13 protein-coding genes are annotated in these 13,070 nt (G+C 71.2%); 9 read left to right on the top strand and 4 right to left on the bottom strand.

Annotated features, from left to right (window positions below; genetic code table 11):
- Window positions 1-59 precede the first annotated feature (59 nt).
- From ACWEFB_RS35810 to ACWEFB_RS35830, 5 genes are all read left to right on the top strand, one after another.
- Window positions 60-1,259 carry an MFS transporter gene (locus ACWEFB_RS35810; protein WP_452292692.1) on the top strand — a complete coding sequence of 400 codons (1,200 nt, stop codon included), beginning with the start codon at window positions 60-62 and terminating at the stop codon, window positions 1,257-1,259.
- Between the two features lie 71 nt (window positions 1,260-1,330).
- Window positions 1,331-2,503, top strand: coding sequence for a sensor histidine kinase (locus ACWEFB_RS35815; protein ID WP_452292694.1), 1,173 nt, complete (start codon window positions 1,331-1,333; stop codon window positions 2,501-2,503).
- The gene (locus tag ACWEFB_RS35820; RefSeq protein WP_452292696.1) at window positions 2,496-3,170 is read left to right on the top strand and encodes a response regulator; all 675 of its coding nucleotides are present in this window, start codon (window positions 2,496-2,498) and stop codon (window positions 3,168-3,170) included. Before ACWEFB_RS35815 ends, ACWEFB_RS35820 begins: the two co-directional genes overlap by 8 nt.
- A 59-nt stretch (window positions 3,171-3,229) precedes the next feature.
- Entirely contained in the window at window positions 3,230-5,356 is a 2,127-nt protein-coding gene (locus tag ACWEFB_RS35825; RefSeq protein WP_452292698.1) for an MMPL family transporter, read from the top strand.
- 27 nt (window positions 5,357-5,383) lie between these two features.
- The gene (locus tag ACWEFB_RS35830; protein WP_452292700.1) at window positions 5,384-6,046 is read left to right on the top strand and encodes an HAD family hydrolase; all 663 of its coding nucleotides are present in this window, start codon (window positions 5,384-5,386) and stop codon (window positions 6,044-6,046) included.
- 24 nt (window positions 6,047-6,070) lie between these two features.
- Here the strand turns inward: ACWEFB_RS35830 and ACWEFB_RS35835 are convergent, their stop codons facing one another.
- Genes ACWEFB_RS35835 through ACWEFB_RS35845 form a run of 3 tightly spaced genes read right to left on the bottom strand, consistent with a single transcriptional unit; the run spans window position 6,071 to window position 7,284 of the window.
- Window positions 6,071-6,259: a DUF397 domain-containing protein gene (locus ACWEFB_RS35835; RefSeq protein ID WP_452292702.1), complete on the bottom strand. Its 189-nt coding sequence runs from the start codon at window positions 6,257-6,259 to the stop codon at window positions 6,071-6,073.
- Window positions 6,260-6,301: 42 nt separating this feature from the next.
- Window positions 6,302-6,490: a DUF397 domain-containing protein gene (locus ACWEFB_RS35840; protein ID WP_452292704.1), complete on the bottom strand. Its 189-nt coding sequence runs from the start codon at window positions 6,488-6,490 to the stop codon at window positions 6,302-6,304.
- Window positions 6,481-7,284: a helix-turn-helix domain-containing protein gene (locus ACWEFB_RS35845; RefSeq protein ID WP_452292705.1), complete on the bottom strand. Its 804-nt coding sequence runs from the start codon at window positions 7,282-7,284 to the stop codon at window positions 6,481-6,483. Before ACWEFB_RS35845 ends, ACWEFB_RS35840 begins: the two co-directional genes overlap by 10 nt.
- 287 nt (window positions 7,285-7,571) lie before the next feature.
- Here ACWEFB_RS35845 and ACWEFB_RS35850 point away from each other — a divergent pair, with 287 nt between their 5' ends.
- Both ACWEFB_RS35850 and ACWEFB_RS35855 read left to right on the top strand, forming a co-directional pair.
- A complete protein-coding gene (locus ACWEFB_RS35850; protein WP_452292706.1) occupies window positions 7,572-7,910 on the top strand; it encodes a hypothetical protein in 339 nt (112 codons plus the stop codon).
- A gap of 97 nt (window positions 7,911-8,007) precedes the next feature.
- A complete protein-coding gene (locus tag ACWEFB_RS35855) occupies window positions 8,008-9,681 on the top strand; it encodes a PucR family transcriptional regulator (protein WP_452292707.1) in 1,674 nt (557 codons plus the stop codon).
- A 27-nt stretch (window positions 9,682-9,708) separates the two neighbouring features.
- On the opposite strand, the gene ACWEFB_RS35860 is transcribed toward ACWEFB_RS35855, so the two are convergent.
- Complete coding sequence (locus ACWEFB_RS35860; RefSeq protein WP_452292708.1) at window positions 9,709-11,058, bottom strand: hypothetical protein; 1,350 nt, start codon at window positions 11,056-11,058, stop codon at window positions 9,709-9,711.
- A 206-nt stretch (window positions 11,059-11,264) separates the two neighbouring features.
- On the opposite strand from ACWEFB_RS35860, the gene ACWEFB_RS35865 reads away from it, so the two are divergent.
- Together ACWEFB_RS35865 and ACWEFB_RS35870 are read left to right on the top strand one after the other, a co-directional pair.
- Window positions 11,265-12,164: a hypothetical protein gene (locus ACWEFB_RS35865; RefSeq protein ID WP_452292709.1), complete on the top strand. Its 900-nt coding sequence runs from the start codon at window positions 11,265-11,267 to the stop codon at window positions 12,162-12,164.
- Between the two features lie 31 nt (window positions 12,165-12,195).
- Window positions 12,196-13,038, top strand: a complete 843-nt coding sequence (locus ACWEFB_RS35870) for a hypothetical protein (protein WP_452292710.1) — start codon at window positions 12,196-12,198, stop codon at window positions 13,036-13,038.
- Window positions 13,039-13,070: the final 32 nt, after the last annotated feature.

Raw genomic sequence — 13,070 nt, forward strand, 5'->3', positions numbered from 1 at the left:
GCGTGTCGCTAGCATGTTTCCACCATAAGTAATTTAGCTGGTAACGACGGGAGGGCCTCATGGGACGCGGGCGGGCAGTGGGAGCGCTGATCGGCTTGTCCGGGGGGACGTTCCTCTACACCACCGCCGAGGCGATGCCGATCGGGCTGCTGCTTCCGATGGCGGTGGACCTGGCCGTCCCACCGTCGCAGGTGGGCATGCTCGTCACCGCGTACGGCGCGGTGGTGATGGTCGCCTCGGTCCCGTTGACGGCGCTGGTCCGCCGGGTCCCGCGCCGACGGTTGCTGTCGGCGCTCCTGGTCGGTTTCGTCGTCAGCAACGCCATCACGGTGCTCGCGAGCACCTTCACGTTGCTACTGGCGGCCAGGATGGTCACTGCGGTGACCCACGCGCTGTTCTGGGCGGTGGTGGTGCCGGCCGCGGCCGAGCTGTTCCGACCCGCACTGCGCGGGCGGGTGGTCGCGGTCGTATTCGCCGGCGGCACTGTCGCGTTGGCTCTGGGGGTGCCCGCGGGCACCTGGCTGGGCGAGCGCACCGGGTGGCGGGCCTCGTTCCTGGCGGTGGCCGGGCTCGGCGCGGTCGTGCTCGTCGCGGTCGCCACACTGCTGCCCTCGACGAGGCCGGAGGAGGGACATGCCGCCCGGGGTGCGACGCCCGACGTCCGCCGATTCTGGCTGCTGGTGGCGGTGGCCGTCCTGGCGACCGCCGGCGCCATCGCCGCGTACACCTATGTCGCCCTCTTCGTCACCGAGGTCAGCGGATTCCCTGCCTCGTCGGTCGGGGCCATTTTGTTGGCGCGTGGCGTCGCCAGCGTGCTGGGCATCCTCGCCATCGGCGCGGTACTGGACCGCAACCCGTGGCTCGCCCTGGTCGCGACCGTCGCGCTGCAATCGGCGGCACTGCTCGGCCTGTACGCCTTCGGCCACCGGCCATCGGTCTCCGTCGGCCTGATCGCGCTGGCCGGACTGGCGTTCGCCGCCTTCACCGCGGCCCTCGGCGGTCTCGTGCTGCAGGTGGCGCCCGGGCGCTCCGACCTCGCCGCCGCCACGGTCTCCGCCGCGGTCAACGTCGGCATCACCGCTGGCGCCTTCGTCGGCGGCCTCGCTCTGCCGGGCCACGGCGTCCGCAGTACGGTGCTGCTCGGCGCCCTCCTCGGCGTCGTCGCCCTGGTGCTGGCGTTCGGCGAACGACTCATCCGACCCGCGCCCGCCCTACCGGAAGGACAGCGCCGCGCAGAGCTGGTCAAAGGGACGGCATGATCGCCTCGACCAGGTAGGGATCGCTCCTGAGAGGGAGGCGCCGGGAGCGGCCGGCGGCGGATACTGGCGGCGTGTGGAGGGATCTGGCCAACCGGGGTGTCGCTGCCGTGCAAGCCCTACCCACCCTGGCGATCGACACGTTCATCGCACTGGGCTGCTATCTGGCGGCGATCGCCGGGCCGAATTCGCACGACGGCGACATCACCTCCTACAGCCTTGCCTCGCTCGCGTCACTGCCACTGGTGTGGCGTCGGCGCTCGCCGCTCCTCGTTCTGATCGTCACCGGGCTCGCCACCATCGCGATCACCCGGCTGGGAATGGTCCACGAGGTACCCTACGGACAGTTGGTGGCGACCTACACGGTCGCCTCACTGAGCGGGCCGGTCGTGCGTGCCGTGGCCATCGCCGGGACGATCGCCGGGATCGCGTTCGCGCTCGCCGAGAAGACGAACGTCCTGCCGATCGGGAGCACCATTCTCATCTTCGGCGGGGCTTACGCGCTCGGCGCGATCGCCCGGTCGCGCCGGGGGTTGATCGAGACCCTGGAGGCGCGGGCCCGGACGCTCGCCGCCGACTATGCCGAGGCCGCGTCGCGGGAGCGGGAACGGATCGCCCGGGACATGCACGACATCCTCGCCCACTCGGTCAACCTCATGGTGGTCCAGGCCGAGGCCGGGCCGGTGGTGGTGCGCAGCAACCCGGCGCGGGCGGTGACGATCTTCGACGCGATCGCCGACGCGGGCCGTGACGCACTCACCCAACTCCGGCGCACGTTGGGGGTGCTGCGCTCCGAACCCGCCTCCCGCACACCACAGCCGGGGCTCGACGGGCTGGAGTCACTGGTGGCGCAGGCGCGTGGCACGGGAATGCCGACGACGTTGACCGAGCGGGGACACCGCCGGCCGATCGCCCCGGACGTTGCCGTGGCCGTCTACCGGGTGGTGCAGGAGTCGCTGACGAACGCGGTCAAGCATGCCCACGCGAGCCGGATCGACGTGCGACTGCGGTGGGAGGAGGACGGCCTCGACCTGGAGATCCGCGACGACGGGCGGGGCCGCGGCGGGCGTGGTGGCCCCGGTCGGATGCCCTCCGGCGGCCACGGCCTGATCGGCATGCGGGAACGGGTCGCGGCCTGTGGCGGGACCCTCTCGGCCGGGCCTGCCGGAGACGGCAACGGCTTTCGGGTCGCCGCCAGGCTGCCCGTCATGGAGCAGGCAGTGACCGCCGCGAACGTCGATGGCTGACCAGATCCGGGTCCTGGTCGTCGACGACCAGGAACTCGTACGGGGCGGATTCGCCCTCATCCTCGACGCCCAGCCGGACATCACCGTCGTCGGGGAGGCGGCCGACGGGGTCGAGGCGGTCGAGGCCACCGCCGCGTTGGCCCCGGACGTGGTGCTGATGGACGTCCGGATGCCCCGCCTGGACGGCATCGCCGCCACGGCCAGGATCTGTGCGGCCTCGGACGCCAAGGTCCTCGTGCTGACCACCTTCGACCTGGACGAGTACGTCTACGACGCGCTGCGCGCGGGCGCGAGCGGCTTCCTGCTCAAGGACATGCGCCGCGACGAACTCGTCAACGCGGTGCGGGTCGTGGCAACGGGTGAGGCGCTGCTCGCCCCGTCGGTCACCCGGCGACTCATCGCCGACGTGGTCGCGCGCTCCGCCCCGTCCGGCCCGCCACCGGGCGCCGGACGGCTGGCGACGCTGACCGTACGCGAGTCGGAGATGCTGCGGGCCGTCGCCCGGGGGCTGTCCAACGCGGAGATCGCCTCCGAGTTCCACGTCACCGAACACACCGTCAAGACCCACGTCAGCAATGTCCTGAGCAAGCTCAACCTGCGCGACCGGGTGCAGGCGGTCGTCCTCGCGTACGAGTCGGGTCTGGTCGTTCCTCGCTCCGGGGAGTGAGGACGGATCCACTCCGTACGGCGATCCGCTTTCTGCGCCGTCCGCGAAGGATCGACGGCATGACGAGCTCACTCGCCCGCTTCTCCGTACGCCGCCCGGTCATCGTGTTGGTGATCTGGGTGGCCGTCGTCGTCGCCGGTTTCACCGTCGGCATCGGCGTCTTCGAACGTCTGGTCGGCACCGTCGGTGTCGTACCGGGCAGCGAATCCGACCGGGTCCTGGAACTGCGCGAGACCGTGGCCCCGGAACCGCAGCGCCTGACCGCGATCGTGGCCGGTGTCGACGCGAACAGCCCCGACGTGCGGGCCGCGATCGACCGGGCCGCCGACGACGTACGTGCGATGCCCGGTGTCGACTCGGTGGCCCCGGCGGTGCCGTCACCGGAAACGGGGCAGGCGCTGATCTTCAGCATCACGCTCGCTCCCGGTACGACACAGCCCGGCACGCCGGACGCCGACGACCCCGCCGACGCGGTTGCCGAACAGGCCGCCCACCGCATCCACGCACTCGACGGTGACCTTCCGGGCAGCACCGTCACTGTCGCCGGTGGCTCGCTCACCGCGAACGAGTTCAGCAGCCAGGCGGCCCGTGACGTCGCACGAGCCGAGATTCTCAGCACGCCGGTCGTACTCCTGCTGCTTCTGTTGGTTTTCGGGGGTTTGCTCGCGGCCGGTCTGCCGCTGCTCGTCGCGGTCGCCGGAGTCGGCGGCACGTTCGGCGTGTTGTTCGCGTTCAGCGAGGTCAGCGACGTTTCGGTGTACGCGATCCAGGTGGTGACGATGTTGGCGGTCGGCCTCGCCGTCGACTACGCGCTGCTGATCGTCAACCGGTTCCGCGAGGAGCGCGCCGTCGACGCCGAGGTCGGCGGTGCCGTGCTGCGTACGGCAGGCACCGCCGGTCGTACCGTGTTGTTCTCCGGGCTGACGGTCGCGGTCGCGCTGGCCGGGCTGACCGTGTTCCCGGATCCGTTCCTGCGTTCGATGGGCCTGGCCGGCGTGGCCGTCGTCGTGATCGACATGCTCGCCGCGCTGACCCTGCTGCCGGCCCTGCTGGCGCTGCTGGGCAGACGGATCACCCCGCGTGCGGCGCAGCCGGCAGGCAAGGGCTTCTTCGCGCTGGTGGCCCGCTTCGTCCAACGCCGCCCGGCGGCGGTCGCGCTCTCCGTGCTCGCCGTGATGGTGGTCATCGCGCTTCCCGTGCTCGACCTGCGGCTGTCGCTGGGCGATCCCCGGCTGTTGCCGGCGAGCACCCAGACCCGGGCCCTGTACGAGGAGACGGCCCGCCACTATCCCGACCAGGTACGTCCCGACCCGGTGTCGGCGATGGTCGACGCGGCTCCGGACAGTGTCGAGGTCGGCAGGCTGCGAGAGTCGATCGCCGGGATGGACGGCGTACGTGAGGTGGAGGTCGTACCGGTCGGCGACATGACCCTGTTGAACGCCGACGTCGACGAGGAGAACCAGGAAGCGGTGGCCCGCGCGGCACGGGACCTGGCCTCCCCGGTCGAGGTTCTCGTCGCCGGGGACGCGGCATCCCTGATGGACTACCGGCAGATGCTCGGCGAACGGCTGCCGTGGGCCGCCGGGCTCGTCGCGCTCGGCACCCTGGTCCTGCTGTTCCTCTTCACCGGTTCGGTGCTCCTGCCGATCAAGGCGGTACTCACCAACCTGCTGAGCATCGGCGCGGCACTCGGCGCGGTGGTGTGGGTGTTCCAGAACGGCAATCTCGGCCAGCCCGACCTCGGCGGCACCAACCTGTCGGTCCCGGTGCTGGTCGCGGCGATCGCGTTCGGCCTGTCCGTCGACTACGAGGTGTTCCTGCTCTCCCGGATCCGGGAGCGGTGGCGTGCGGGTGCGGCACCGGACGAGGCGGTCGCCGAGGGCATCCAGTTGACCGGTCGCATCGTGACGGCAGCGGCGCTGCTCCTCGCCGTCGTCTTCGCGGGCTTCCTGGTCGGCGGGTTCACCCCGATCCGGGCGATCGGGCTCGGTCTGGTGCTGGCGGTGCTGCTCGACGCGACGATCGTACGGATGCTCCTGGTCCCGGCGACGATGACGATGCTGGGCCGTTACAACTGGTGGGCGCCGGGGCCCCTGCGTCGGCTCCACGCCCGAATCGGGGGCAGCTTCGACGAAGCTCCGTCCGAGGCCGAGGACCCCAAGGAACTCGTCGGCATCGCACACTGACCGGATCGCGGGTGAGAGGATCCCGTCGTGATCAGGGGACTGCTGCTCGACTTCTACGGCACGGTCGTGGAGGACGACGACCTCATCGTGGCGGAGATCGCGGACCGGGTGGCGGCCGGCGCCGCCACCCCGGTCACCGCAGGCGAGGTGGGGGCGGCCTGGAACCAGGAGTACGAGCGGGTCGCCGACCGTACGCCGTTCCGGCCGCTGCGGGAATGCGTGCTGCGGAGCCTCGGAACGGTGCTGACCGAGGTCGGCTACCCGGGTGACCCGGCCGAGTTGTGCGCGCCGCAGTTCGCGTACTGGCGGACGCCGCCGTTGCGGCCGGGCACTCGTGAGTTTCTGTCCCGCGTCACGGTGCCGGTGTGCGTGGTGTCCGACGTCGACAGCGCGGACCTGCGGGCGGCGACGGCGTTCCACGGGCTGTCCTTCACCGCCGTTGTCACCAGCGAGGACGTGGGGGCGTACAAGCCGGACGGGGCCATGTTCAGCCGGGCGCTCGACGCGCTGGGGCTGGGCGCGGACGAGGTGGTGCACGTCGGGGACTCGCTGCGTGCCGACGTACGCGGGGCTCATGCGGCCGGGATCCGGGCGGCCTGGATCAACCGTCGTGGGCAGGCCCGGCCGCCGGACGTGCCGGTGCTCTACGAGGTCGCGGATCTGTCCGGCCTGGCGGCGGTCATCGGGTGACAACCGCCGGCCCGTAGAGCCGGGTCAGTCGTGGGTGATGGTGTGGAGGAACGCGCGCCAGGCGGTGGGGGTGAAGGTGAGGGCTGGGCCCTGCCGGTCCTTGCTGTCGCGTACGCAGATGGTGGCGGGCAGGTTGTCGGCGATCTCGACGCAGTCACCGCCGTTGCCGTTGCTGCGGGTGCTCTTGCGCCACTTGGCGCCGGTCAGGTCCATGTCTCGGCCACCTCCGATATGAGCGCCGTTGTCACTACGTAATCAGTCGTGGGTGATGGTGTGGAGGAAGGAGCGCCAGGCGGTGGGGGTGAAGGTGAGGGCTGGGCCCTGCCGGTCCTTGCTGTCGCGTACGCAGATGGTGGCGGGCAGGTTGTCGGCGATCTCGACGCAGTTTCCGCCGTTGCCGTTGCTGCGGGTGCTCTTGCGCCACTTGGCGCCGGTCAGGTCCATGTCTCCGCCACCTCCGATATCAACTCCAGCGACTGCTGGTGCGGCAGTGCCTCGCCCCGGATCGACTCCCACACCTGGACGGTGCGTTTCACGTCCTCGGCCCGGTCGTACGTCTGCCCGTTGAGCTGTCCTTCAATGTAGACGATGTCCTCCCCGGTGGGCGGTGTGGCCATCACGAACGGGCCGTTCAGGCCGGCGTAGGCCCCGGCCGTCTCGGGGACGACGTGGATCCGCAGGCGGGGGAGTGAACTGCCGAGTTTGGTCAGGTGCCGCAGTTGTTCGCGCATCACCTCCGGGCTGCCCACTGGGCGGCGCAGGACCGATGCGTCCATCACCAGCGTGAGTAGTGGGGAGTGGTCGCGGGTGAGTAGTTCCTGCCGTTCCAGCCGCGCGGTTACCTGTTGTTCCAGCGCCTCGGCTCGGAGCAAGCCGCTGCCGGACAGGACGGTGCGGGCGTACGCCTCGGTCTGGAGCAGGCCCGGGACGAACAGTGGCTCGTAGCCGCGCAGCGCCTCGGCCTCCTGTTCGAGTTCGGCCCACTCGCGGAACCAGGCCACGAGGGAGTCCCGGCCGAGCTTGCGTTGGATGCGGGTCAGGATGCCGCCGGTGTTGAACACCTTGTCGCAGCGGCGGGCGAAGTCGGCGCTGGGCCGCCGGTCGCAACTTTCGATCTTGCCGACGAGGGCACCCGAATAGGAGATTTCCTCGGCGAGTTCCGTCTGTGTCATGCCGGCGGCGGTGCGGAAGATCTTCAGTTCCTCGGCGAACAGTTCGAGAACGGGCGAGTGGCTCACGGACAACCTCCGGACAATTGACGGACAGGCATCGGACAGGCATCGGAAAAATACGGATTGCGCGGTGAGAAGGTGCTGGTGGGCGGCGGTTTGACTGGGTGAGCATAGGTGAATGGGGAGTGGACTGTCACTAGTGGAATGGTGGTGATTCGTTAAAGCACGCGACTGTTCCGGGATGACGACCGGAGGTGGGTGACCGGCTCAAGATCGGAAAGGTGATTGCCGTACCTGTGGGATATGCAACGCGGGATTGACGACCCGCCGACGGTGGGCCGACCGTGTTGCCTGTGAATATTCAGCCGATCCCCGACGCGAGCGACAACGATTCACCGGACGTCGCCCGCCTGCGGAACGCCATCGCGTGCGAGCTGCACGCGCAACTCGCCATGCGCGGCGAGACGATCGAGCTTGAGGACATCCCCGAGGTCGCCCGCGCCGTGGCCGTACAACTCGGGCACGCGTTCCGGATCGAGTGGGCGCCCCGGTGGGTGGAGGACCGGGACGACGGCGAGTGGCTCAGCCTGGACGCCGCCGTCTTCCAGGGATCCGAGCTGCCGGACGGGAACGGCGATTCAACGGCCGACCGGTACCCAATTTTTGATCACGAATCCCCGCGACCGCTCTGAGGCCGGCACACAACACGGCCGAGACCTGATCTTGGAGCCGGGTCACGGCCGCGCCGGGTGTGGTCGCTCCGAGCCCCCGGACGGTACGGTGACCAGCGTGTTCCCTACCGTCCGTGAGGTCCTCGCGCTCGACCCGGTGCGACACGGCGGACCCCGGCTGGTGGCCGGGCAGGACGGTCTGGACCGGCTCGTCCGCTGGGTGCACGCGGCCGAGGTGCCCGACATCGCAGCCCTGCTCAACGGGGGTGAGCTGGTGCTCACCACCGGGATCGGCCTGCCCTCGGACGACGCCGGGCTGCGGGCCTTCATCGGTGAGCTGGCCGACGTCGGGGTCTCCGGGCTGCTGGTCGAGCTGGGCCGGCGGTACCCGACCAGCGTGCCCAGGGTCATGATCGCGGCGGCGGAACGGCGCGGGCTGCCACTGGTGGAACTACGCAGGGTGACGCCGTTTGTCCGGATCACCGAGGCGGTGCACGCCCTGATCGTCGACGCCCAGCTCACCGAGCTGCGCGCCACCGAGGAGATCCACCAGCGGTTCACCGACCTGTCGGTCGAGGGTGCCGAACCGGCCGAGGTGGTCCACCAGGCGGCCAGGCTCGCCGGATGCCCGGTGGTGCTGGAGAACCTGTCCCGGCAGGTGCTCGCGTACGACACGGCGGGGGAGCGGGCGGAGCTGCTGCTCGGGAGCTGGGAGCAGCAGTCGCGGCGGATCCAGCCGGCCGGGCGGACCGCGTACGACCCGGACGCCGGGTGGTTGGTGACCACCGTGGGCGCCCGTGGCCAGGACTGGGGGCGGCTGCTGCTGCGTTGGCCCGGTGCCGACCTGGCACCCGGTGCCGCGACCCCGGCAGCCCCGCCGACCCGGCTGACCATCCTGATCGAGCGGGCCGCGTCGACGCTGGCGCTGGGCCGGCTGATCAGGCGCGACGCCGAGGGCCTGGAACGCCAAATCCACCGCAACCTGCTCACCGCCCTGCTCGACCATGCCCGACCGGTGGACGAGGTCGCGCTGCGGGCGCGGGCCCTCGGGGTGACGCTGGAGCGTCGGCACCTGGTCGGGGTGGTGGTCCGGCACCGGGCCGACGAGGCCGGCACACCGATGGCCCAGGCCCGGCTGCGGGATCTGGCCGACGCGGTCGGGCAGGCACTGCGCGAGGCCGAGCTGACCGGGCTGGCCAGCGCCCTGGACGACCAGGCCGTGGGCGCGCTGCTCGCGCTGCGGGACCCGGCGGCCGAGGACCGGTCACTGGCCGCGTTCGCCGCCGCGTTGCACCGGGTACGCCGGGACGCCGCCCCGCCCGGACCGGGTGGGACCGCCCCGGACGCGGTGATCGTGGCGGCGGGTTCCGGCGTCGACTCGCTCCGCGAGGCGCGTCGCTCGCTGGTGGAGGCCCGCCAGATCGCCGACGCTGCCCGTCGCGGGCGGCACGACCTGGCCGTGTTCCGGTTGCCGCACGTCGGGCTCGCCGGCCTGCTGCACCTGCTGCGGGACGAGCCCCGACTACAGACCTTCGTCGAGCGGGAACTCGGTCCGCTGCTCGCCCACGATGCCGAGCACCCGAAGGAACGGCTGCTCGGCACGCTGCGGGCGTACCTGGACCACGGGCGGAACAAGTCGGCGGCGGCCACTGCGGCGCACCTGTCCCGGCCGGCGTTCTACGAGCGGCTGGCCAGGATCGCCCGGATCCTCGACGCCGATCTCGACGCGGTCGACGACTGCCTGTCCCTGCACGTCGCCCTGCTCGCCCTCGACGCGGTCCGGGACGTCTGACCCGCTACCGCTGAGCAGCCGGGCGGGTTATTCCAGGTCGGCGCGGGCCTTCGCGTACGACGGGGGGACGAAGTGCGGGCCGCCGGGGGTGAACACCTCCGAGTTCGCCGCCGTCGCCCACGCGGCCGACGGCACGATCTGGACCAGCGACCGTACGACCTCCGCGTCCCGCCACTGCTCCTGCTCGGCGATCAACCCGAGCGCCACCACCGACTCCTCGACCTCGCCGACGCACTCGAACGGCTTGTGCGCGTCGATCCCGAGCAGTTCCAGGTAACCCGGCACCTGCAACGTGTCGGCGAGCAGGTCCACCCCGAAGATGTGGACCAGCCGTTCGCGGGGCATGAACGGGGACATCGCCAGGAACACGAACCGGCACTTGGGGCAGTCGCCGCACCACCGTACGGTCGGGTCGTGCAGCTTGAACGCCTTGTTGCAGCTCGTCACGACGTCGTCGTACCGGTCGAACTGGGCGAACAGCCTGGCGATGTGCAGCTCCGACAGCGGGCGCAGCAGCGAGAAGTACGGCTCGGTCAGGCCGGCGTGACCGGCCAGGGCACCCCGGAGCAGCCCCTCGGCCTCGACGCCCTTGGACCACTGGTGGTTGATCTCGTGACCGTTCCAGATCAGGTTCGGGTCGGACGCGGAACGCTCGTTGGACATCACCACCGGACCGAGCCCGTGCAGGACCGCGGTCGCCACCGCGATCAGCGAGTTGATCGCGGTCACCGGGATGTGCCCGTTGCGGGCACCCTCGGCGTTGAGCTCGAACAGGACCGGGTCGATCCGGCGGCGGGCGGCCAGGGCGGTGAGCCCGGACGCCTGGTTCACCGAGACGATCACCGGGTTGGGGTTGACCGAGAACGGCACCGGATCGAGGCCGGCCCGGCGCAGCGCCTCCAGGCTCACGATCGAGTCCTTGCCCCCACCGACCGCGCAGAGCGGACGGCCGTCGGAGTTGTCCAGCAGAGCCGGCTCCGGCACCTGCCCGGCCGGGACCGTCGGCTCCAGGTCCAGCACGTACGGGAGGTCGTTGCGGTACGCGTACTCCGCCAGGCCCTTGGTGTAGATGGCGGTGACCAGCGCGACGGCGGCCTCGCCCAGCGGCGCCGGCACCAGCAGCCGGGGCGGCGCGGCGGCCTTGTAGTAGCTCACCCCGGCGACCAGGTGCAGCAGGTCCAGCACCCGGCGGAAGGTCGCCTCGGTCGACGCGGTGGGCGGGATCGCCGGCACCGGGAAGGTGATCACCTCGGTGAACCGCTGCTCGCCGTCCGGGCCGGACAGGAGGTAGTCGAACGATGCGGTACCGGTGGCGAGGTCGACCGAGTACGACGGGAACGAGAAGTCGGTCATCTGCCTGAGTTGTCCGTTGCGCACAGGCCATAGTAGTCCCGCCCGGTACGGCCGCGGATCGTAGCCGGGCGATCCGTCCCCCGGCCGGACCGGCGGGTGTTGTCGACGCCTCCTACCCTCGGCCGTGATGTGACGAAGGGCGCTTTCTGCCACGGACCGGTCCTCCCCGCCAACGGCCACGACGTGCGGCGGGGCAGCATCGGGGCCGGCGACCCGGAGGGTGGTGGCCGATGACGGGATACCGGATACCGGACCGGGCGGAGCGAAGTGTCCGGGCACGTTCTCCGGGGCGGCCGGGACGGGCGCGGCGGCGGCTGACCCGGCTGGTCGCGCACACCGACCCGGTCGCCCTGGCCGGGATCGGGCTGTCGGTGGCCCTGTCCGTCGCCCTCGACCTGACCAGTGCGGCCTCCGGCGTCGAGTCGTTGTTCGCCGGCCTGCTCGGCACCACGATCTCGCTGCTGGTCGACTCGATCGCCCGCGCCGAGCGCCGGTTCGAGCTGCGGACGCTGATGGCCGGGGAACCCTGGCTGACCGAGGCCCTCGTACCGATCATGACCGGGACCAGGGAGGCGGTCGAGCACTATCCGGACACCCGGGTCGCGGCCGAGGCACGGCGGCGCTTCGACCGGCTCCGGGTCGAGACCGGGCACCTGCGCGCCGGCCGGATCATCCGTCCGGGTACGGACCACCGGGACCTGATCGAGGCGACCAGGGACTGCGTCGGCCGGCTCGACGCGATAACGAACGTCCTGCCGTGGACCGGCGGCGAGCCGAACTGGTGGGGCAGCGACATCGGCCGGTACTACTGGACCCTCAACCTGGAGGCGCTCGCCCGGGGGGTCACGATCAACCGGATCTTCGGCTACCACCAGCTCACCGACCAACTGCGCGAGCTGGTCGACGACCAGCGCCGGGCCGGCGTACGGGTCGGTCTGTTGCCCTGGCGCTCGGTGGACCGGAGCCTCGATCTGAACCTGGCCGTCTGGGACGGTACGAGTGCCTGGGAGGGGCGGATGACCCCGCACGGGGAGATCGGCGAGAACGTCTTCTCGGTCAACCCCGACGACCTGGACCGGCTGCGTACCGCCTACCAGACCTGTGCACGGGTCGCGACCTTCACCGACTGATGCCCGACCTGCCCTCGCCGGTGGCCCGGTCATGAGCTGGACCACGGTGCTGCTCGTCGCCGCCGTGGTGTGGTCGGTCAGCCTGATCAGGTCGGTACGGTGGCGCGCGTTCGTCTACAGCCTGCCGCTGCCGATGACCGTCGCGCTCGCCGGCACCGGGTTCCCGGTGGACGGCACCCAGGTGCTCGGCGTGGTCGCGCTGAACCTCTTCTTCCTCACCGTCACCGTGGCGTACCACCGGTTCGGGGTGCCGATCCTCCTCGCCGACCTGCTCGGGCTGGCGGTCTACCTGGGGCTGAGCGCGGCACTCCTGCGGGTCGCGCCGCTGCCGTTCGTGCCGGTCCTGGTCGGCGTACTCGGGCTGTGGTCGGTGGTGATGCTGCTCCTGCCCCGGTGGGCCGGGCCGCTGCCACCGGCCCCGCAGCGGCACCCCCTGCCGGCGCTGCTCCGGTTACCGGTCATCCTCGCCGGGTCGACCGTGGCCGTGCTGCTCGGTCAGCAACTGCGCGCAATGGTGGTGACGTTCCCGTACTCCGGGGTGCTGGTGGCCATCGAGAGCCGGCGCGACCTGGCCGAGTTCAGCCGCCACTTCGTCGGCAACAGCCTCGCCCTGGTCGGGTTCCTGGCCGGATACCACTGGCTGGAGGCGGGCCCGCAGCCGGTGGCCCTGGCCGGGGGATGGGCCGGGTGGGTGGTCACCGCGCTCCTGCTCCGGCTGCCGCGAATGCTCCGGCTGCCGCGCCGGTTCCACACCGGACGAGGACGCGGCGGAGCCGACGGATCCGAACGGGAACCAGGCGGGGCTGACGGAGTGTCAGTGCCGGGGCCCGCACCGGCTACAGGGTGGCAGTTGCCGGGGACGGCGGATCGATGAAAGCGTGCAGTCATCCGCGTACCCGGGGTGAA

The organism is Micromonospora sp. NPDC004704 (assembly GCF_053601675.1).